The sequence below is a fragment of the Caenispirillum bisanense genome, assembly GCF_900230255.1.
Taxonomy (GTDB): Bacteria; Pseudomonadota; Alphaproteobacteria; order Rhodospirillales; family Rhodospirillaceae; genus Caenispirillum; species Caenispirillum bisanense_A.
This window is the reverse complement of record NZ_OCNJ01000002.1, coordinates 243349-263420: the sequence shown is the minus strand read 5'-3', so window position 1 is coordinate 263420 and position 20072 is coordinate 243349. Positions and strand designations below refer to the sequence as shown.

General features: G+C 70.8%; 18 protein-coding genes. 6 read left to right on the top strand and 12 right to left on the bottom strand.

The window, feature by feature from the left end:
• Positions 1-5: 5 nt before the first annotated feature.
• Both CRP50_RS05685 and CRP50_RS05680 read left to right on the top strand, forming a co-directional pair.
• Positions 6-584 carry a hypothetical protein gene (locus tag CRP50_RS05685; RefSeq protein ID WP_097278018.1) on the top strand — a complete coding sequence of 193 codons (579 nt, stop codon included), beginning with the start codon at positions 6-8 and terminating at the stop codon, positions 582-584.
• Between the two features lie 158 nt (positions 585-742).
• The gene (locus CRP50_RS05680; RefSeq protein ID WP_281257891.1) at positions 743-2173 is read left to right on the top strand and encodes a methyl-accepting chemotaxis protein; all 1431 of its coding nucleotides are present in this window, start codon (positions 743-745) and stop codon (positions 2171-2173) included.
• Here CRP50_RS05680 and CRP50_RS05675 read toward each other — a convergent pair.
• On the bottom strand, positions 2152-3009 hold the full coding sequence (locus CRP50_RS05675; RefSeq protein ID WP_097278016.1) for a LysR family transcriptional regulator: 858 nt from the start codon (positions 3007-3009) through the stop codon (positions 2152-2154). The two genes, CRP50_RS05680 and CRP50_RS05675, sit on opposite strands and share 22 nt — an antisense overlap.
• An 89-nt stretch (positions 3010-3098) precedes the next feature.
• On the opposite strand from CRP50_RS05675, the gene CRP50_RS05670 reads away from it, so the two are divergent.
• Positions 3099-4169 (top strand): NAD(P)H-dependent flavin oxidoreductase, encoded by a 1071-nt coding sequence (locus CRP50_RS05670; protein ID WP_097278015.1) that lies wholly within the window; start codon positions 3099-3101, stop codon positions 4167-4169.
• Here the strand turns inward: CRP50_RS05670 and CRP50_RS05665 are convergent.
• From CRP50_RS05665 to CRP50_RS05655, 3 genes are all read right to left on the bottom strand, one after another.
• Positions 4164-4508, bottom strand: a complete 345-nt coding sequence (locus tag CRP50_RS05665; RefSeq protein ID WP_097278014.1) for a 4-fold beta flower protein — start codon at positions 4506-4508, stop codon at positions 4164-4166. The genes CRP50_RS05670 and CRP50_RS05665 overlap by 6 nt on opposite strands.
• Positions 4509-4570: 62 nt before the next feature.
• A complete protein-coding gene (gene hemW / locus CRP50_RS05660; RefSeq protein WP_097278013.1) occupies positions 4571-5734 on the bottom strand; it encodes a radical SAM family heme chaperone HemW in 1164 nt (387 codons plus the stop codon).
• Positions 5735-5966: 232 nt separating this feature from the next.
• A complete protein-coding gene (locus tag CRP50_RS05655) occupies positions 5967-7325 on the bottom strand; it encodes an AmpG family muropeptide MFS transporter (RefSeq protein WP_245913380.1) in 1359 nt (452 codons plus the stop codon).
• 179 nt (positions 7326-7504) lie between these two features.
• On the opposite strand from CRP50_RS05655, the gene accD reads away from it, so the two are divergent.
• The gene (accD, locus tag CRP50_RS05650; protein ID WP_097278012.1) at positions 7505-8476 is read left to right on the top strand and encodes an acetyl-CoA carboxylase, carboxyltransferase subunit beta; all 972 of its coding nucleotides are present in this window, start codon (positions 7505-7507) and stop codon (positions 8474-8476) included.
• 15 nt (positions 8477-8491) lie between these two features.
• Positions 8492-9790, top strand: coding sequence for a bifunctional folylpolyglutamate synthase/dihydrofolate synthase (locus CRP50_RS05645; RefSeq protein ID WP_097278011.1), 1299 nt, complete (start codon positions 8492-8494; stop codon positions 9788-9790).
• 55 nt (positions 9791-9845) lie between these two features.
• On the opposite strand, the gene CRP50_RS05640 is transcribed toward CRP50_RS05645, so the two are convergent.
• Positions 9846-10832 carry a 2-hydroxyacid dehydrogenase gene (locus tag CRP50_RS05640; protein ID WP_097278010.1) on the bottom strand — a complete coding sequence of 329 codons (987 nt, stop codon included), beginning with the start codon at positions 10830-10832 and terminating at the stop codon, positions 9846-9848.
• A 195-nt stretch (positions 10833-11027) separates the two neighbouring features.
• On the opposite strand from CRP50_RS05640, the gene CRP50_RS05635 reads away from it, so the two are divergent.
• Positions 11028-11561, top strand: a complete 534-nt coding sequence (locus CRP50_RS05635) for an SH3 domain-containing protein (RefSeq protein ID WP_097278352.1) — start codon at positions 11028-11030, stop codon at positions 11559-11561.
• A gap of 39 nt (positions 11562-11600) precedes the next feature.
• Here CRP50_RS05635 and CRP50_RS05630 read toward each other — a convergent pair whose 3' ends face one another.
• From CRP50_RS05630 to rpsO, 7 genes are all read right to left on the bottom strand, one after another.
• Entirely contained in the window at positions 11601-13154 is a 1554-nt protein-coding gene (locus tag CRP50_RS05630; RefSeq protein WP_097278009.1) for a sensor histidine kinase, read from the bottom strand.
• Positions 13154-14296, bottom strand: coding sequence for a DUF2336 domain-containing protein (locus CRP50_RS05625; protein ID WP_097278008.1), 1143 nt, complete (start codon positions 14294-14296; stop codon positions 13154-13156). Before CRP50_RS05625 ends, CRP50_RS05630 begins: the two co-directional genes overlap by 1 nt.
• Before the next feature lie 193 nt (positions 14297-14489).
• Positions 14490-14903 carry an iron response transcriptional regulator IrrA gene (gene irrA, locus CRP50_RS05620; protein WP_097278007.1) on the bottom strand — a complete coding sequence of 138 codons (414 nt, stop codon included), beginning with the start codon at positions 14901-14903 and terminating at the stop codon, positions 14490-14492.
• 132 nt (positions 14904-15035) lie between these two features.
• Positions 15036-16433 (bottom strand): NAD(P)H-dependent flavin oxidoreductase, encoded by a 1398-nt coding sequence (locus CRP50_RS05615; RefSeq protein ID WP_097278006.1) that lies wholly within the window; start codon positions 16431-16433, stop codon positions 15036-15038.
• A 125-nt stretch (positions 16434-16558) separates the two neighbouring features.
• Positions 16559-17299 (bottom strand): glycerophosphodiester phosphodiesterase, encoded by a 741-nt coding sequence (gene ugpQ / locus CRP50_RS05610; protein WP_097278005.1) that lies wholly within the window; start codon positions 17297-17299, stop codon positions 16559-16561.
• Between the two features lie 67 nt (positions 17300-17366).
• Positions 17367-19496: a polyribonucleotide nucleotidyltransferase gene (pnp, locus tag CRP50_RS05605; protein ID WP_097278004.1), complete on the bottom strand. Its 2130-nt coding sequence runs from the start codon at positions 19494-19496 to the stop codon at positions 17367-17369.
• 296 nt (positions 19497-19792) lie between these two features.
• Positions 19793-20062 (bottom strand): 30S ribosomal protein S15, encoded by a 270-nt coding sequence (gene rpsO, locus CRP50_RS05600; RefSeq protein ID WP_097278003.1) that lies wholly within the window; start codon positions 20060-20062, stop codon positions 19793-19795.
• Positions 20063-20072: the final 10 nt, after the last annotated feature.

Here is a 20072-nt window from a genome sequence, read left to right as displayed (position 1 = left end):
GGATCATGCGGGCGCCCTCCATCGCCGAGACGGCGGCCAGCCTGGACGGGCTGCGGCGCATCCTGCGCCTCGACCCGACCGGGCTCGACCGCTTTGACGCCACGGTCGACGGCTTCTGGACGTCGTTCTTCGTCGCGCTGGTCGCCCTGCCCTTCTACCTGCTGCAGGCCGGCGTCTACTACGTGAACGCCGACGTCGAAGTCGGCTTCCTGCGCTTCGTGTCCATGGAACTGGCCACCTATGCGCTCGGCTGGCTGGCCTTTCCGGTGGTGATGGTGACGGTGACGCAGGCGCTCGACCGCTGGCGGCACTACCTGCGCTACATGGTAGCCTACAACTGGTTCCAGCTGGTGGTGGCGGCGCTGCTGCTGCCGCTGTCGCTGCTGCAGCTGGCGGGCTTCGCGCCCGACGGGCTGGTGGCGCTGCTGTTCCTCATGGCGACCAGCGCCTTCCTGCTCTACGGCTGGTTCATCGCCCAGCGCGGCCTGGACCTCGGGGCCGGCACGGCGGCGGGCATCGTCATCCTGGACCTGGTGCTGAGCCTCGTCATCAACGGCGGCACCGACCTCCTGCTGAAAGGCTAGGGTACCCTCGCCTAAAGGTTGAGAACCCTTGCCTATTTCCGTAGGGGAAGCCTTGCGTTCATAGCGCTATCGGGTCACACTTCTTACCTGAAGCAGGGCCCGGCACGGAACCACCGCACCAAGAAATGCGGGATCCGGCCGGCGCAGGGAGGAAGCCAATGGACGATGGGATGCGCCGTCCGCTCGACCTCGAGGTCGGCGGCGAATCGAAGGATCATGCCGCCGCGGGTATCGTGCGCGGCATCGGAACGCTGTGGGAAAGCCTGGCCGCGGTGGCGCTCGACATCGGCGCCGTCAACGACCGCCTGAGCCGCAGCGTCGGCCAGTTCGACGACCTGCGCCGCGCCGCCGAGGAAATGGCGGGCGCCAACCACGAGATCGACCGCACCGCCGGCGACGCCCACGGGGTCGCCGACCGCGTTCTGGCCGAAGCGCGCGAAAGCCGCGCCGCGCTGGGCCGCGCCACCACCGACATCCAGGGCCTGGTCGAAAGCGTCGCGCGCATCGAGCAGCAGCTGACCGGCCTGTCCGAAGCCCTGCGCCAGGTATCCTCCGTCAGCCAGGAAATCGAGGCCATCGCCAAGCAGACCCGCCTGCTCGCCCTGAACGCCACCATCGAGGCGGCCCGCGCCGGCGAGGCCGGCAAGGGCTTCGGCGTGGTGGCCGGCGAGGTCAAGGCGCTCGCCCAGCAGACCAGCAACGCCACCGCCCACATCGAGGACACGGTCGCCGAACTCGAAAAGCTGATCGGCGACCTGGTGAGCGAAACCGCCGACAGCCGCGAGCGCGCCGGCACCGTCGAAAGCTCCACCGCCACGCTCGCCCATGTGGTCGAAGCCCTGCAGGGCGGCATGGAGGAAGTGGGCGGCCAGATCGCGTCCATCGCCGCCGCCGCCGGCGGCAACCTCGACCGCTGCTCGCTGGTGGTCGACAGCGTCAACCTGCTGACCAAGGACGTGGAGGACGAAAGCGGCCACCTCGACCACGCCAACGGCAAGGTCTCCGGCCTGATGACCCAGACCCAGACGCTGATCGGCGATGCCATCGCCAACGGCTTCGAGATGGCCGACAGCGTCTACGTGCGCATGGTGCAGGAAACGGCGGAAAAGATCGGCCGCCTGTTCGAGGAGCAGGTCACCGCCGGCCGCGCCAGCCTCGCCGACCTGTTCGACGAGGCCTACAAGCCGGTGCCCAACACCGACCCGCAGCAGCACACCACCCGTTTCAGCGACCTCACCGACCGCCTGCTGCCGCCCATCCAGGAAGCGGTGCTGTCGAGCGACCGCAACATCCTGTTCTGCGTCGCCGTCGACCGCAACGGCTACCTGCCGACCCACAACAGGAAGTACAGCCAGCCGCAGGGCAAGGACCCGGTGTGGAACGCGGCCAATTGCCGCAACCGGCGTATCTTCAACGATCCCGTCGGCCTCGGCGCCGGCCGCAACACCAAGCCCTTCCTGCTCGCCAGCTACAAGCGCGACATGGGCGGCGGCAAGGTGGTGATGATGAAGGACGTCAGCGCCCCCATCACCGTCCAGGGCCGCCATTGGGGCGGCTTCCGCATGGGTTACGTGCTCGGCGGGATGTGACCCGCCAGCGCCGCCACCCCGGCATGGGGGGCGGCGTCGCGGCGGGTGAGCAGCAGCGTCTCGGTACGGGCGAGCGGATCGGGCAGCGCCTCCACCCGCACCGCCGCCGCATCGGCCCGCGCCGCCGTCGCGGCCGGCACCACGGCCATGCCGATGCCGGCGGCGACGCAGCCGAGGATGCCGTCCAGCGTCCCCAGTTCCAGCACGCGATAGGGCAGCCGCCCGGTCTCGCGCAGCAGCCGTTCCGCCCGCGCCCGGTAGGAACAGCCGGCGCGAAAGGCGACCAGCGTCGCCGCCGCCCCCGCCGCCGGCCGCCGCGGTGTCACCAGCACCAGCGTCTCGACGAAGGCCGGCCGCGCCACCAGCGCCGCATGGTCCACCGGTCCGCCGACGAAGGCGCAGTCGAGCCGCCCGGCCAGCACCTGCTCCACCAGGGCATCGGTCGGCCCGGTCTCCACGGTCACCGTCAGGTCGGGCATGGCCTGCGTCAGCGCCGCCAGCAGCGGCGGCAGGCGCACCGCCGCCGTCGTCTCCATGGCCCCGAGCCGCAGCGGCGGGGGCGCGGCCGCTTCCGCCCGCAGGGCCGCCCCCGCTTCCTCCGCCAGCGCCAGGATGCGCTCGGCATAGGCGGCGAGGCGGCGGCCGGCTTCGGTGGGCACGACGCCGCGGGCGTGGCGCTCGAACAGGCGGCAGCCGAGGGCGTCCTCCAGCCGGCGCAGGCGGGTCGTCACGTTGGACTGCACCGTGTGCAGCCGCTCCGCCGCGCCCGACAGGCTGCCGGCCTCGCCCACCGCCAGCACGAGGCGCAGGGCGGGAAGGTCGAAAGGTATCTCCATGAGTGATGCCTCGGCGTGTGAAAAATCATTTGAACAGATGATAGCGCGGCGGTTGGATAGGGCAACGCCCCTCTGCACCGGAGACCGCCATGCCGACCCCGCTCGCCCGCCGCCTCGGCCTGCGCCACCCGCTGGTCCTCGCCCCCATGGCCGGCGAGACCGCCTCCGCCGCCCTCGTGGCGGCCGTGAGCGCGGCCGGCGGCCTCGGCTCGCTCGGCGCCGCCTACATGACGCCGGAGGCCATCGCCGCCGCCTGCCGCGAGATCCGCGAGCGCACCGATGCGCCTTTCGCCATCAACCTCTTCGCCCCCATGGAGGTGCAGGCGGCCGACCCGGCGCAGGTCGCCCGCTACCGCGCCCGCCTCGCCGCCTTCCACACCGCCGCCGGCCTGCCCGAACCGCCGACGGAAAGCCCCGCCGGCCCGGCCTTCGCGGCGCAGCTCGACGCCCTCCTCGACGGCAAGGCGCCGGTGTTCTCCACCACCTTCGGCCTGATCCCCGCCGCCGCCATGGCGCGCCTGAAGGCGGCCGGCGTCGTCACCATCGGCACCGCCACCACCCCGGCGGAGGCGCGGGCGGTGGAAGCGGCGGGGTTCGATGCGGTCATGGCGCAGGGCTTCGAGGCCGGCGGCCACCGCGGCGGCTTCACCGGCGCGCGGGCGGAGGGTGACCTGATCGGCACGCTCGCCCTGGTGCCGCAGGTGGTGGATGCGGTGGACATCCCCGTCATCGCCGCCGGCGGCATCTCCGACGGGCGCGGGCTGGCGGCGGCGCTGCTGCTGGGGGCGGAGGCGGCGGCACTCGGCACCGCCTTCCTGCGGGCGGCGGAGTGCCCCCTCAACGACGGCGGCAAGGCGGCCCTGGCGGCGGCGGACGCCGGTTCCACCACCCTCACCCGCGCCTTCTCCGGGCGGCTGGCCCGCGGCCTCGCCAACGGGGTGACGGAGGCCTTCGCCGACGGCGACATTCCGCCCTTCCCGGTGCCCAACGGCCTCACCCGGCCGCTGCGCAGCCATGCGGCGCAGACGCGCGACGCCGGCCTGACCAGCGTCTGGGCCGGTCAGGCGGCGGCGCTCGCACGGGCCGAGCCGGCGGCCGCCATCGTCGCCCGCGTCATGGCCGAGGCCCGGGCGGCGCTGGCGGCGGCGCCGGCCCTATAGGGTCTGGCGGCTCCAGGCGAAGGTGCCGGCCGGCATGAGCGGCGGCACGTCGCGGATGGGCGAGACGGGCGTCAGCAGCACGTCCGTCGGCCCCAGCGGCGCCGGCCCCACCATGGGCGGGATCACCCGCAGGCGGCTGCCGCGGCGGAAGGCCACCACGCCGCCGTCGCGGCCCCGCATGTAGCCGTCGCGCCACCACCCGAGGTGCCGGCCGCGGGCGTCGTGGATGACGCCGCCGCGGCCGATGATGGCCTTGACCCGCCCGCGGCGGGTGACGATGCGTCCGCGCGGGCCGAGGTAGCCGACACAGCTGCCGCGGCTGTCGTACAAGGCGCGCATGGGACCCTCCCGTCTGCTTCCGATACAGTGGAAACGTCCCGGAGGCCCCGCGTGTTCCCTCGTCAGGCGGGCACCAGGGCGGCGATGACGCCGTTCAGCACCAGCATGCCGGCCTCGGTCGCCCGCAGGTGACTGGGCGTGTCGGTGACCAGGCCTTCCTCCGCCAGCCCCGCCAGCGCCGCCGCGTCGATGCAGTCGGCCAGCGGCCGGCCAGCGAGGCGGGCGAAGCGGGCCTTGTCGATGCCTTCCGTCAGGCGCAGGCCCATGAGCAGCAGTTCCTCCGCCCGCTGGTCGGGGTCGAGCGGCTCGCGGTCGGTGGCGGCATGGCCCGCCTCCTCCACCCGCTTCAGCCAGATTTCCGGCGCCCGGTGCTGGCGGGTGGCGTGCGGCACGCCGGCAAGCGTCAAACGCCCGTGCGCGCCGGGGCCGACGCCGACGTAGTCGCCGCCGCGCCAGTAGACCAGGTTGTGGCGGCATTCCTCGCCGGGGCGGGCGTGGTTGGAGACCTCGTAGGCCGGCAGACCGGCGCGCGCCGTTTCCTCGCGCGTCACCTGCCACAGGGCGACGGCGTCGTCCTCCTCCGGCAGGCGCCAGTCGCCGCGGTGCCAATCCAGGTAGAACTTCGTCCCCTGCTCGACGGTCAGCTGGTAGAGCGACAGGTGCCCGTGCCCGGCGAGGATCTCCAGCGCCCGCCGCAGTTCCTGCCGCCACTCCTCCGGCGCCTGGCCGGGGCGGGCGTAGATGAGGTCGATGGAGGTGCGGGCGAACAGGCTCTGCGCCGCCTCCAGCGCCGCCAGGGCCTCGCCGCGGTCGTGCCGGCGGCCGAGGAAGGCGAGCGCCGCGTCGTCCAGCGCCTGCACGCCCAGGCTGACCCGGTTCACGCCGGCCTGGGCGAAGCCCTCGAACTTCGCCCGGTCGACGGCGCCGGGGTTGGCCTCCAGCGTCACCTCCAGGTCAGGCGCGAGCCGCCAATGCCGGCCGGCGGCTTCCAGGATCGCCGCCGTCGTCTCCGGCTCCATGAGCGAGGGCGTGCCGCCGCCGAAGAACACGCTGGTGAGCGTGCGCCCCGACGTGTCGGCGGCGTAATGCGCCAGCTCGGTCAGCAGCGCCCGCCGCCAGCGCGCCTGATCGACACGGTCGGCCACGTGGCTGTTGAAGTCGCAGTAGGGGCACTTGGACAGGCAGAACGGCCAGTGGACGTAGAGCCCGAAGCCTTCGTCTTTCATGGGTATCCTCGATGGAGGAACCACCAAGACACCAAGACACCAAGAAGCGCCCTTAGCTCGTCATGGCCGGACTTGATCCGGCCATCTCCCTCCGCCCTGGGAGATGCCCGGGTCAAGCCCGGGCATGACACTGTGGAGGGAGCGCGAGGGAGGGCCTCCCCTCCCTCGCCCTTTGCCGCCCTGCGGCAACCTTGGTGTCTTGGTGTCTTGGTGGTTCAAAAACTCGTCGTCGTCAGTCGTCCTCGGCCAGCGCCGCCACCCGCACCTGCCGCGTCTCGCGCGGGAACAGGCGCATCATCCACAGCAGCAGCACGAGCCCCGGCACCGCGGCGGCGGTGGAGATCAGGAAGTAGGTCACCCAGTCCACCTGATCGGCCAGCCAGCCGCCGCCGCTGGCGAAGAAGGTGCGGGCGAAGGCCATGAAGCTGGAGACCAGGGCGTACTGGGTCGCCGTATAGGCCAGATTGCACAGGGACGAGAGATAGGCCACGAACGCCGCCGTGCCCATGCCGCTCGCCAGATTTTCCGCCGAAATGGTCACCATCAGCACCCGCACGTCCGGCCCGGCCAGGGCCTGGGCGACGAAGACGAGGTTGCTCACCGCCTGGAGCACGCCGCACACCAGCAGCGACCGCATGATGCCGAGCTTCGCCACCAGCACGCCGCCGAGCAGCCCGCCGACGATGGTCATGACGACGCCGTAGGACTTGGAGACGACGCCGATCTCGGTCTTGGTGAAGCCGATCTCGATGTAGAAGGGGTTGGCCATCACGCCGAGCAGCGCGTCGCCGTACTTGTAGAGCGCGATGAACAGCAGGATCACCAGCCAGTGCTTGCGGCCGAAGAAGTCGGTCAGCGGCAGCACCACGGCGCCGTAGAGCCACCCCAGCCCCCGGCTGGTGCGATGGCCGAGGTGGCCGTGGCGCTCGATCCAGGCTTCCGCCCGCGCCTCCTCCACCGCCGAGCGGCCGAGGTTCGGCCGCTCCGGCTCGCGGTTGAGCAGCACCGTCAGCATGCCGACGCCCATGAGTGCCGCCATGGCGGCATAGGCCCAGAACCAGCCGGCGGCGTCGGCGATGACCAGCGCGCCGCCGCCCGAGGCCAGCATGGCGAGGCGGTAGCCGAGCACGATGTTGCCGGCGCCGGCGCCGAGCTTCTCTTCTTCCAGGATTTCCACGCGGTAGGCGTCGATGACGATGTCCTGGGTCGCCGACGCGAAGGCGAGCACCACCGCCCAGCCGGCGGTGACCCACACGTTGGCGGCGGGGTCGGAGGCGCCGAGGCCGAGCATGGCGCCAGCCACCAGCAACTGGCTCGCCAGCATCCAGCCGCGCCGCTGGCCGAACAGGTGGGTGAAGGGCGGCAGCGGCAGGCGGTCCACCAGCGGCGACCACAGCCACTTGAAGGCGTAGGCCGTCGACGCCCACGAGAACAGGCCGACCACCGTCAGCGACAGCCCGGCCTCGGTCAGCCACGCCGACAGCGTGCCGTAGACCAGCAGCAGCGGCAGGCCCGAGCTGAAGCCCAGGAACAGGATGGAAAGCACCCGCCGGTCGGCGTAGACGGCGAGGGATCGGGTCCAGGAGGTCACGGATTCGGGCGCCTTCGTGCGGGTTGGGCGAGGCACAGGCTAGCGGGTTTTACCGCCGGTTCAAGACCGAGGCGAAGGTGCCGCCGCCGGGCCGGTCGCGGCATCGGGCGTGACGTGCGGGGCCGAGGTGCGTTATAAGGCCGCCTTGAGCTCTTCGCGACCCCCATGTGGATGACCCGATGAACTGGCTGACCAACTTCGTCCGCCCCAAGATCCAGCAGCTCGTGCGCCCCAAGGAGGTGCCGGACAACCTGTGGCGGAAGTGCCCGTCCTGCGGCCAGATGATCTTCCACCGCGAGCTGGAGAAGAACCTCCAGGTCTGCACCCACTGCGGCCACCACATGCGCCTGCCGGCCAAGCAGCGGCTGGAGATGCTGTTCGACGACGGCGCCTACAAGCGCATCGAACTGCCGAAGGTGCCGGAAGATCCGCTGAAGTTCCGTGACGTCAAGCGCTACGGCGACCGCATCAAGGACGCCCGCGCCAAGACCGGCGAGCAGGACGCCATCCTGGTCGCCCACGGCACCATCGGCGGGGTGAAGACGGTGATCGCCGCCTTCGACTTCGACTTCATGGGCGGCTCCATGGGCATCGCCGTCGGCCAGGGCATCGTCGCCGCCGCCGAGCTGGCGGTGCTGCAGGACGCGCCGCTCATCGTCGTGCCGGCCTCGGGCGGCGCGCGCATGCAGGAAGGCATCCTGTCGCTCATGCAGATGGCGCGCACCACCGTCGCCGTCGACAAGGTGAAGGACGCCGGCCTGCCCTACATCGTGCTGCTGACCGACCCCACCACCGGCGGCGTCACCGCCAGCTTCGCCATGCTGGGCGACGTGCACATCGCCGAGCCGGGCGCCGTCATCGGCTTCGCCGGCGCCCGCGTCATCGAGACCACCATCCGCGAGACCCTGCCCGAGGGCTTCCAACGCGCCGAGTACCTGCGCGAGCACGGCATGGTGGACATGGTGGTGCACCGCCACCAGCTGCGCGCCAAGATTGCCAACCTGCTCACCCTGCTGGTCAACCGCGGCCCCGCCGGGCAGGTGGTGCCGTTCGACCGCAAGGCCAAGCTGGGAGCCGAGGACGCCGCGGCGGCCAAGGGCGACAAGCCCACCGGCGGCGCGGCCGACCCGTCGCCCGAGCCCAAGGCGTAAGGCGCCGCGCCGGCCATGACGCCGCCCGCCGCCGGCCGCCGCCCGGACGCGGTGCTGGAGCGCCTGCTGGCGCTCCACCCGAAGATCATCGACCTGTCGCTCGACCGGGTGTGGCGGCTGCTGGCGCAGCTCGGCCACCCCGAGCGCGCCCTGCCGCCGGTGATCCACGTCGCCGGCACCAACGGCAAGGGCTCGACCGTCGCCTTCCTGCGCGCCATGACGGAAGCGGCGGGGCGCACGGCGCACGTCTACACCAGCCCCCACCTCGTGCGCTTCCGCGAGCGCATCCGGCTGGCCGGCGCCCTCGTCACGGAAGACGCGCTCACCGACCTGCTGGAGGAGGTGGAGCGGGTGAACGGCGCCGAGGCCATCACCTTCTTCGAGGTGACCACCTGCGCCGCCTTCCTGGCCTACGCCCGCACGCCGGCCGACGTGCTGCTGCTGGAGACCGGCCTCGGCGGTCGGCTCGACGCCACCAACGTGGTGGAGCGCCCGGCGGCGACGGTGCTGACGCCCATCGACCTCGACCACCAGAAGTTCCTCGGCGACACCATCGCCGCCATCGCCGGCGAGAAGGCGCGCATCATGCGCCCCGGCGTGCCCTGCATCGTCGCCCGCCAGCCGGCCGAGGCGCTGGCGGTGATCGAGGCGGTGGCGGCCGAACTGGGCGCGCCGCTGCTGGTGGAGGACCGCGACTGGTCCGTCGCCCGCCTGCCCGACGACCGCCTGCGCTTCACCATGGCCGGGCGCGAGATCCTCTGCCCGCCGCCGGGCCTCGCCGGGCCGCACCAGTACGCCAATGCCGGCGCCGCATTGGCCGCCGCCCTGGCCGCCGGCCTCGACCTGCCGGAGACGGCGCTGGCCGACGGCGTGGCGCGGGCCGAATGGCCGGCCCGCCTGCAACGCCTGCGCCGCGGGCCGCTGGTCGACCCTCTGCCGGCCGGGTGGGAGCTGTGGCTTGACGGCGGCCACAACCCGTCCGCCGGCCGCGTGCTGGCCGAGGCCGTGGCGCGCTGGAACGACCGGCCGCTCTACGCCGTGTGCGGCATGATGGCCGACAAGGACGCCGCCGGCTTCCTCGGCCCCCTGCTGCCGCACCTGGGCGCCCTGCGCGCCGTCGCCATTCCCGGCGAGGACAACGGCAAGCCCGCGGCCGATCTGCTGGCGAGCCTGCCGACGCCCCGGCCCGACGCCGCCGAGGCCGCCGACGTGGCGGCGGCGGTGGGCGAACTGGCCGCCCGTCCCGGCCCTGCCCGGGTGCTGATCTGCGGCTCGCTCTATCTGGCGGGCTCGGCGCTGGCCGACAACGACTGATCCACCTTCCCCCGAAACGCGAAACGCCCGGACCAGCGGTCCGGGCGTCGGCGTCTCACACCAGGTTCGGCAGCACCCGATCGGGCGGCTTGTGGCCGTCGGCGAAGGTCTTGATGTTGATGAGGACCTTCTCGCCCATGTCGACGCGGCCCTCGATGGTGGCCGAACCCATGTGCGGCAGCAGCACGCAGTTGTCGAGCGTCAGGAACTTCGGATTGATGCTCGGTTCCTGCTCGAACACGTCGAGGCCGGCGCCCGCCAGCTCGCCGCGCTGGAGCATGCGCAGCAGGGCGTTCTCGTCGACCACCTCGCCGCGGGCGGTGTTGACCAGATAGGCCGTCTCGCGCAGCAGCTTCAGCCGGCGCGCCGACAGCAGGTGATAGGTGCCGGGCGTGTGCGGGCAGTGGATCGAGATGACGTCCATGCGGGCGAGCATCTGATCCAGGCTCTCCCAGTAGGTCGCCTCCAGTTCCTGCTCGATCTCCGGGTGGACGCGCCGGCGGTTGTGGTAGTGGATGGTCATGCCGAAGCCGCGGGCGCGGCGGGCGACGGCCTGGCCGATGCGGCCCATGCCGATGATGCCGAGGCGCTTGCCGTGGATGCGGTGGCCGAGCATGTGCGTCGGGCTCCAGCCCGCCCACTTGCCGGAGCGGATCAGTCGCTCGCCTTCCGCCAGCCGGCGCGGCACCGCCAGGATCAGCGCCATGGTCATGTCGGCGGTGTCTTCCGTCAGCACGTCGGGCGTGTTGGTGACGGTGATGCCCCGCTGCTGGGCGGTGCTCAGGTCGATGTGGTCGACGCCGGTGCCGAAGTTGGCGATGAGGCGCAGGCGGTCACCGGCCTGGGCGAGGACGCCGCTGTCCAGCCGGTCGGTGATGGTGGGCACCAGCACGTCGGCATCCCGCACCGCAGCGATCAGCTCGTCGCGCGTGAACGGATGATCGTCGTGATTGAGACGGCAGTCGAACAGCTCCATCATCCTGGTCTCGATCACGTCCGGCAGTTTGCGCGTGACTATGACCAGGGGCTTCTTGGCGACCATGCAATTCCCTCCCGGGTGAACCCTTGGCGGCTTGGCGTGGAGTTTGGCTTAGCAAGACCGGAAAGCCTTGTCCAGACATTGCGTTGCAGCACGCGAATTTGACAGAACGTTGCGCGAAGCGCACGCGCCCTTGACCCATGGGGCGGGGCGACTCGTATAATGCGCCGCCACCTGGGGGAAGACGAGCAGCAGGCCATGACCACATCCGCCCGCGGTCTCAGGAAGACCGTCCTCGCCGCCGCCCTGGCTGCGGTGACCGCCGCCGTGGCCGCACCGCCGCCCGGCGCGGCCGCCGCCGGCACCGACGGCACCGGCCTGCCGCTGCCGCGCTTCGTGTCGCTGCGGTCGGAGCAGGTGAACCTGCGCACCGGCCCCGGGGTCCGTTATCCCATAGACTGGGTCTATCTGCGGCGTGATCTTCCGGTGGAGGTGGTGCAGGAGTTCGAGACCTGGCGCAAGATCCGCGATCCCGAGGGGGCGGAAGGCTGGGTCCACCAGAGCATGCTGTCGGGCCGCCGCACCGTCATCACCCTGAACGGCACCCACCCCCTGCGCCGCGACCCCTCCGAGGCCGCCGCCACGGTGGCGCTGGTGGAGCCGGGCGTGCAGGCCAACCTGATCCAGTGCCCGCAGACCACCGATTTCTGCCGCGTCGAGGTGCAGGGCCGCCATGGCTGGCTGAAGCGCGAGGAATTCTGGGGCGTCTACCGCGGCGAGCACATCGACTGACGCCGCCCGGCCACCCGCCCGGGGGCGACGCGCCGACGGTCAGCCGGCGGGCAGGTCGTTGCTCGAGGTCATGCTGGAGGCCTCGGCCAGCGGCGATGCCGCCGGCAGGGTGAACAGCACCTTGGTCCCCTGCCCCGGCACCGACTCCACCCAGATGCGCCCGCCGTGGCGCTCCACGATCTTGCGGCAGACCGCCAGCCCGATGCCCGTGCCCTCGTAGCGGTCGCGGCCGTGCAGGCGCTGGAACAGGCCGAAGATGCGGTCGTGGTGGCGCGCCTCGATGCCGATGCCGTTGTCGGTGACCCGGAAGGTCCAGAAGGGCGTCGCGTCGTCCTCGCGCCAGGCGTCGATGCCGATCGCCGGCGCCCGGCCGTCGGCGGCGAACTTGAGCGCGTTGTCCACCAGGTTGCGCAGAAGCTCGCTCACCTGCGCCCGGTCGGCCTGGATCGCCGGCAGGGGGCCGAGGCTCACCCGCGCCGCCGCCTCGTCGACCTGGGCCTGCACGGCGCGCAGCACGTCGGCCGCCACCTGCCCGGCCTCCACCCGCACCGGCACGGCGGCCCGCGACCCGGCGCGGGCATAGGTGCCGAGATCCTGCACGATCAGCCGCATGCGCTTGGCGCCGTCGACGGCATGGGCGATGTAGTCCGCCTGCTCGGGTGTCGCCGCGCCTTCCAGGCTCTTGGCGAGCAGCTGGCAGAAGCTGACGACGCTGCGCGTCGGTTCCTGCAGGTCGTGGCTGGCGATGTGGAGGAACAGCTCCAGCTCGCGGTTGGTGCGCTCCAGCGCCCGCACCGAGGATTGCAGGTCGCGTTCCGCCCGCATGCGGTCGGTGATGTCGGTCACGACGCCGATGAGGCCGCGCCCGCCGCCGCCCGTGCCGGCGAGGCCGTCGGCGGCTTCCAGGGTGGCGGCCAGCGTCAGGATGACGTCGCGCGCCGCGCCGCCGGGCCACGGCAGGCGGTCCATGACGCTGCGGGCGCCGCCGTCGCCGGTCATCAGCTCCTGCTCGGCGGCGAACAGGCGCTGCGCCGTTTCCAGCGGGAAGAGGTCGAACAGGGTGCGGCCGACGATGGCCTCGCGCGGGCGCCCGAGCATGGCGGCGAAGGCGGCGTTCACGAGGCCGTAGCGCCCGTCGCCGCGGCGGTAGAACACCGGCGCCGGGATGGTGTCGAGCAACGTCTGCTGGAACTCCAGCTGCGCCTTCAGGGCCGCTTCCGCCTGCACCTGCTCGGTGACGTCGCGGCAGGTGCCGCGCATGCCCTGGAAGGCGCCGCTGTCGAGGTCGTAGAACGGCAGGGCGCTCACCAGCATGTGGCGCGGCTGCCCCTGGCGGGTGCGGACCACGGCGGGGACGTCGCGGAAGGCCTTCTGCTCGCCCAGCAGCTGCGGCACCTCCGCCCCGTCGCACAGGGCGGCGAAGGAGGTGTGCAGCATTTCCTCCGGCAGCACGCCGAGAATGTCGAGCACGCGCCCGGAAACGTAGGAAAATCGCCCCTGCGGGTCGGTTTCCCAGATCCAGTCGGACACCAGACGGGTCAGGTCGTACAGTCGCTGCCGGGCATCCGGCTCGCCCCGACCGACCGCCGGCATCACTGCCCCCCGCCCACCGGGCCGAGCTGCACCTCGCGCAGGGCCTTCAGGTAGTCCTGGTCGCGCTGCCACTGGCGCAGCACGTTCTGCGCCGCCGAGGGCACGATACGGTCGAAGAAGGCCATAGCGGCCTCGTGGTCCTGCTTGAAGGTACGGGCGTTCTCCGGCCGCGCCTTGCGCGACAGCAGGAAGATCACCGAGAAGTCCTTGCGCGGGAAGCCCATGGCGCGGCAGGTGATGGCGAGGCCCTCGCCGCCCGGCTCGAACAGCATGCGCTTGACCAGGGGCTCGCGCATTTCCGCCAGGCGGGCCAGCAGGCTGACGAACAGCGACACCTCGCCGTCGTGCAGGGCGGAAATCAGCAGCTCGGGCGTGATGGCGCGGTGGCGGGCGAGGCGCTCGGCCAGCTTCTCCGACGGCCGGGTCCGGCCTTCCTCGACGGTGCGGGCGATGCCCTCGCGCGCGGCCTGCTCCATCAGGTCGTCGATCACCGACGGCGGCAGGCGGAAGCGGTCCACCACATAGGTGCGCAGCGCCGCCGACACCCACAGGAACATACGCTTGGCGAGGTCCTCGGGCAGTTCGGCGCGGCGCAGGATGGGTTCCTGGAAGCTGTCGACGCGGCGCGACTGCTCGACCAGGTATTCCATGGTGGCTTCGCTGATGGTGGCGTCGCCGTTCTGCAGCAGCTGGCGGATCACCTCCTGCCGGCCGGTCTGCACCAGCGCATCGCACACCGCGGCGCTGACGTAGTAGCGGTTGGCGATGGCCAGCTGGTGTTCCTGGGTGCGGTTGCGGATGACCTCGATCAGGTCGGCGTCCTGCAGCACGCGGCTTTCCCGCAGGATGGGGAAGGCCACCTCGATCTCGTCGTTGGCGAGGAAGACCATGAGGTCGCGCGGCAGGTTTTCCTGCGACGCCAAGGCCTGGGCAACCTGACGGCGGACGCTGATCTCGATCTCGCGCAGGATGCGGCGCAGAATATCGGCCATGAGCGCGCGCTCGCGGTCGCTGAGCACGCTGCCCTGCTCGACGAACAGGTCACTGATGGTGGCGGCGAGACGCGCCCGCGCGTCGGCGGATTTCTCCCGCGCCAGACGCAGCAATGCCGCCTCGTCGATCACGCCTTCCTGGCTCGACACGAACCCGCTTCCCCCTCACCGCCCGGCCAGCCGTCATGGCCGCCCGGGCGCCTTGCCAAGCTCATGGTACACCATGATCTTCTGGATAATGAAGGCTAAACTGGCGTGGCATTGCCACCTGCGGGTGAGATTCCCGGCACCAAAGTCCTGCTATAGGATCATTCGCGCGATTGGGCCAGCCGGGACCGCCGCCTCAGCCGTCGACGCGCACCACCACGTCGACCCGGCGGATGCGGGTGCCGGCCGGCGCCTCGGGCACCGCGGCGATCTGCACCTCGCCGGCGGGAATGTCCTCCAGCCGGCCGGTGCGTTCGTAGAAGAAGTGGTGGTGGTCGCTGGTGTTGGTGTCGAAGTACGACCGGCCGCTGTCGACAACGATCTCCCGCAGCAGGCCCGCTTCGGTGAACTGGTGCAGCGTGTTGTAGACGGTCGCCAGCGACACCCGGATGGTCGCGGTCAGCGCCATGGTGTGCAGCTGCTCGGCGGTGATGTGATGGTCGCCGTCCTCGAACAGCAGGCGGGCGAGCGCCACCCGCTGCCGGGTCGGGCGCAGGCCGGCGCCGCGCAGGCGGTCCATCAGGTTGCCGGGGACGCACATCGGGGTCATGGCACTAGTCCAAAAACGAAACCATACCGACTGTTCTAAGACAGACGCCCGAAAAGGCCAAGGAAAATGGCACCTGGTCCGGACGAGGGCGGAGGAGCGCCAGGGCAAAAGCCTGCCGCTCCTGCCCGTTCGTCAGTAGCCGGTCATGATCCGGTCGACCAGTTCCTTCACCGACGGAATGAAGCCGTCGGCATAGAACGGGTCGGCGCCGAAGCGATAGGCGTTGTGGCCGGCGAACATCAGTTCGTGTTCCACATCGCCGCCGTGGGCGATGTTCTGCAGCGTCTTCTGGATGCAGAAGCTCCGCGGGTCCGCCGACTTGCCGGTGGTGCCGTCGCCGTGCTGCGACCAGTTGGAGAAGTTGCAGGCCGACAGGCAGCCCATGCAGTCGATCTGGTCCTTGAGGATCTTCGCCTGGCTTTCCGGCGTCACGAAGACCAGGGTGCTGTCGGGCGTGCGCATGGCTTCGGTGTAGCCGGCGGCGATCCACTTCTCCGCCCGTTCCTTGTCCTGCGGCTCGACGAAGACCTCGCGGCCGCGCGCGCCGATGGCCAGCGCCGCCGTCAGCACGCCCTCGGGCTTGCGGACATAGGGGATCTGGCGCTCGGAGCGCTGCACCAAGTCTTCCAGGAAGTCGTTGCGCACGGCCGAGGAATAGAAGCCGGTCGGGCTGAAGCGGTGCAGCAGCACGTCACCGGACTTCAGCGTCAGCAGGCGGTGCTTCCACTCGTCGGAAATGGGGCTTTCCTTGGTCAGCAGCGGCCGGGTGCCGAACTGGAAAGCGATGGGACCCAGCTCCGGGTTGCCGATCCAGTCCTCGAACTCCTTCAGCCACCACACGCCGCCGGCCATGAAGATCGGCACTTCCGGCACGCCCATGTCGCGCATGGCCTTGCGCAGCTCGGCGACGCGGGGGAAAGGCTCCTGCGGCTCGCGCGGGTCCTCGCTGTTGGACAGGCCGTTGTGGCCGCCGGCCAGCCAGGGGTCCTCGTAGACCACGCCGCCGAGGAATTCCGGGTGCTTGTGGTAGCTGCGCTTCCACAGGGCGCGGAAGGCCCGCGCCGAGGAAACGATGGGGTAGTAGTAGACGCCGTGCTTCACGGCGATCTCGGCCACGCGGTAGGGCATGCCGGCGCCGCAGGTGACGCCGTGGATGAGACCCTTGGCGCCTTCCAGGGTGCCTTCCAGCACCGCCTCGGCGCCGCCCATTTCCCACAGCACGTTGACGTGGATGCGGCCTTCGCCGTTGCTCATCTCGTGGGCGACGCGGGCCTGGTTGATGCCGCCCTCGATGCCGTAGGCCACCAGCTCGTCGTGCCGCTCGCGGCGCGTCTTGCCCTTGTAGACCATGGGCACGATGTTGCCGTGCTCGTCGTAGGAGTCGGCGTTGACCCCCGAGAACGTGCCGACGCCCCCCGCCGCCGCCCAGGCGCCGGAGCTCTGCCCATTGGAAACCGCCACGCCCTTGCCGCCTTCGACCAGCGGCAGGACTTCCTTGCCCGAGATGAGAATCGGCTCGATCGCCTTCACCCGAATGTCCTCTTGTCCTGCAAAGCCGCATCGGCCGTCCGCCGGTAGAGCGAACCGCCGTATCGGCCCCTCATATGGTTCGACGGCCGAGCCGGCGAAACCACCCGATCCATCCGTCTACCGCCTTACCCGAGCGCGTCCGCGATTTTCCGCGGCACGTCGGTGATGATCGCGTCGACGCCCCACCCGGACAGCCGCCGGGCTTCCGCCGCGTCGTTCACCGTCCAGACGAGAACCTTGTACCCCGCCGCGCGCATCGCCGCCACCTGATCCGCCGTCAGCGGCGCAGCGTCGACGTGCAGAGCGACGCAGCCCAGGCGTTCCGCCCGCGCCCGCCAGTCGTCCGGCACCGCCTCGACCAGCAGGCCGCGCGGCAGCTCCGGTGCGGCGTCGCGCGCCGCCGCCAGAGAGTCCTCGGCGAAGCTCGACAGCAGCACCGGCACCGCCGACCCGAAAGCCCGCACCGCCGCCACCGTCGCCTCGGCGGTTTCCCGCTCGCGGCCCGGACAGGGCTTGATTTCGAGGTTCGCGCCCATGCCGAGGTCGGCCAACAGGTCGAGGGTTTCCTCGAGCGTGGGCACCGGCTCGCCGCGGAATTCCGTCGCGAACCAGCCGCCGGCGTCGAGCGCCCCCACCACCGACAACGGTGCGTCGGCCACCGGGCCGGCGCCGTCGGTCGTGCGGTCGAGCGTGTCGTCGTGGAAGACGACGCAGCGGCCGTCGGCCGTCAGCTTGACGTCGCACTCGATCCAGGTCGCGCCGTCCTCGTGCGCCCGCCGGAAGGCGGCGCGCGTGTTCTCGGGCGCTGCGGCAGAGGCGCCGCGGTGCGCGATCACCCGAGGCAGGGCGACAGGCAGATCGGACATGGAACGCTCCCTCGGAGAAGCGGCGGCGGCCGATGCCCCGCAGGGCCCGGCCGCCGCCGACGCGGCCTTACTCGGCCGACTGCTTCTCGCCGTCCTCGCTGATGTCGCGACCGGTTTCCTGGTCGACCTGCTTCATGGACAGCTTCACCTTGCCGCGGTCGTCGAAACCGAGGCACTTCACCTTGACCATGTCGCCGACCTTGACGACGTCGCCGGTGTTCTTCACCCGGTGCGGCGCCAGCTCGGAGATGTGGACGAGGCCGTCGCGCGAACCCAGGAAGTTCACGAAGGCGCCGAAGTCCATGATCTTGACCACCTTGCCGGTGTAGATCGCGTTCAGCTCCGGCTCGGCGACGATGCCCTTGATCCAGGCGACGGCGCGATCGGTGTTCTCCGGGTTGGCGGAGGCGATCTTGATGGTGCCGTCGTCCTCGATGTCGATCTTCGTGCCGGTCTGCTCGGTGATCTCGCGGATCACCTTGCCGCCGGACCCGATGATGTCGCGGATCTTGGACGGGTTGATGCTCATGGTGGTGATGCGCGGGGCGTTGGCGGCCACCGAGTCGCGGGCGCCGGTCAGGGCCGCGGCCATCTCGCCCAGGATGTGCAGGCGGCCGTCGCGCGCCTGGCGCAGGGCGACCTCCATGATCTCCTTGGTGATGGACGTGATCTTGATGTCCATCTGCAGCGAGGTGACGCCCTGTTCGGTGCCGGCCACCTTGAAGTCCATGTCGCCCAGGTGATCTTCGTCACCCAGGATGTCGGACAGCACGGCGAAGCCGTCGTCTTCCTTGATCAGGCCCATGGCGATGCCGGCCACCGGACGGGCCAGCGGCACGCCGCCGTCCATCAGGGCGAGCGAGGCGCCGCAGACCGTCGCCATGGACGACGAGCCGTTGGACTCGGTGATTTCCGAGACCACGCGCAGGGTGTAGGGGAAGTCTTCCTTCTTCGGCAGCAGCGGCCGGATGGCGCGCCACGCCAGCTTGCCGTGGCCGATCTCGCGACGGCCCGGGCTGCCCATGCGGCCGGTCTCGCCCACCGAGTACGGCGGGAAGTTGTAGTGCAGCAGGAAGTTTTCGCGGTATTCGCCTTCGAGCGCGTCGATGATCTGCTCGTCCTGGCCGGTGCCGAGGGTGACGGTCACCATGGCCTGCGTTTCACCGCGGGTGAACAGGGCCGAGCCGTGGGCGCGCGGCAGGAAGCCGACTTCCGACTCGATCTTGCGCACGGTCTTGGTGTCGCGGCCGTCGATGCGGGTGCCGGTTTCCAGCACGGCGCGGCGCATGACTTCCGATTCGACTTCCTTGAAGACCTTGCCGGCCACAGCCAGCTCGGCGTCGTTGCCGGCCAGCGAGGCGACGAACTTTTCCTTGATCGCCGACAGGGCGTCGTGACGCTCGGTCTTGGCGATGATCTTGTAGGCGGCCTTGATCTCGTCGCGCAGGGCGCCGAGCTTGTCCTTCACCACGGCGAACTCGGGCGCCACCGGATCGATGGCGCGCGGCTCCTTGGCGCAGGCCTGGGCCATCTCGATGATCGCCTTGATCACCGGCTGGAAGCTGTCGTGGCCGAAGGTGACGGCGCCGAGCATGACGTCTTCCGACAGCTCGCTCGCCTGGCTCTCGACCATCAGCACGCCCTGGACGGTGCCGGCGACCACGAGGTCGAGGGCGGTCGTCTTCATCTGGTCGGCGGTCGGGTTCAGCACGTACTCGCCGTCGATGTAGCCGACGCGGGCGGCACCGATGGGGCCGAGGAACGGCAGGCCGGAAATCGTCAGCGCGGCCGAGGCGGCGATCATGGCGACGATGTCGGGATCGTTCTCGAGGTCGTGCGACAGAACGGTCGCGACCACCTGGGTCTCGTTGCGGTAGCCCGCGGCGAACAGCGGGCGGATCGGCCGGTCGATGAGGCGGGAGACCAGCGTCTCCTTCTCCGACGGACGGCCTTCACGCTTGAAGAAGCCACCGGGGATCTTGCCCGCGGCGAAGGTCTTCTCCTGGTAGTTCACGGTCAGCGGGAAGAAATCGAAGTTGGACTTCTGCTTGGAGCCGACGGCGGTGGCGAGCACGGTGGTGTCGCCATAGGTGACCAGAACGGCACCGTCGGCCTGACGGGCGATCTTGCCGGTCTCGAGGACCAGCTTGCGGCCGCCCCACTCGATTTCCTTGCGGAACACGTTGAACATGGACATGGAAACTTCCTCTGGTACAGGACCGGCGCCGGATTGCGCACCCCGCCAGCCGCCTTTCGGCCGGCCGAGCTGTCGGTCCACGGACATGGGTCGGCACTCGAACACTCGGGGGAGAAACGCGCGGGGCCGCTGCATCGTGGTTGGCGGCCGGCCCGGCAAGGTCCCCTGGAACGTCCCGCAGAACCCTTGGGCGCCCATCGTCGGGCAGGGCCCCGAAAGTCACCGCCGGCATGCCCGCCGGACGGTGACGGCCCGCCCCGGAGGACCGGGAGCGGGCCGTGCCTGTAACGCTGAACTCAGCGGCGGATGCCGAGACGCTCGAGGAGCGATTCGTAGCGGGCCACTTCCTTCCGCTTCACGTAGTCCAGCATGCGGCGGCGCTGACCCACCAGGATGAGAAGGCCGCGACGGGAGTGCGTGTCCTTCTTGTGGATCTTCAGGTGCTCGGTCAGGTTCTTGATCCGCTCGGTGAGGATCGCGATCTGAACCTCGGGAGAGCCGGTATCGCCGGGCTTCGGCGCGAACTCGGCGATGACTTCCTGCTTGCGCTCGGGAGTGATCGACATCGTCTACCCT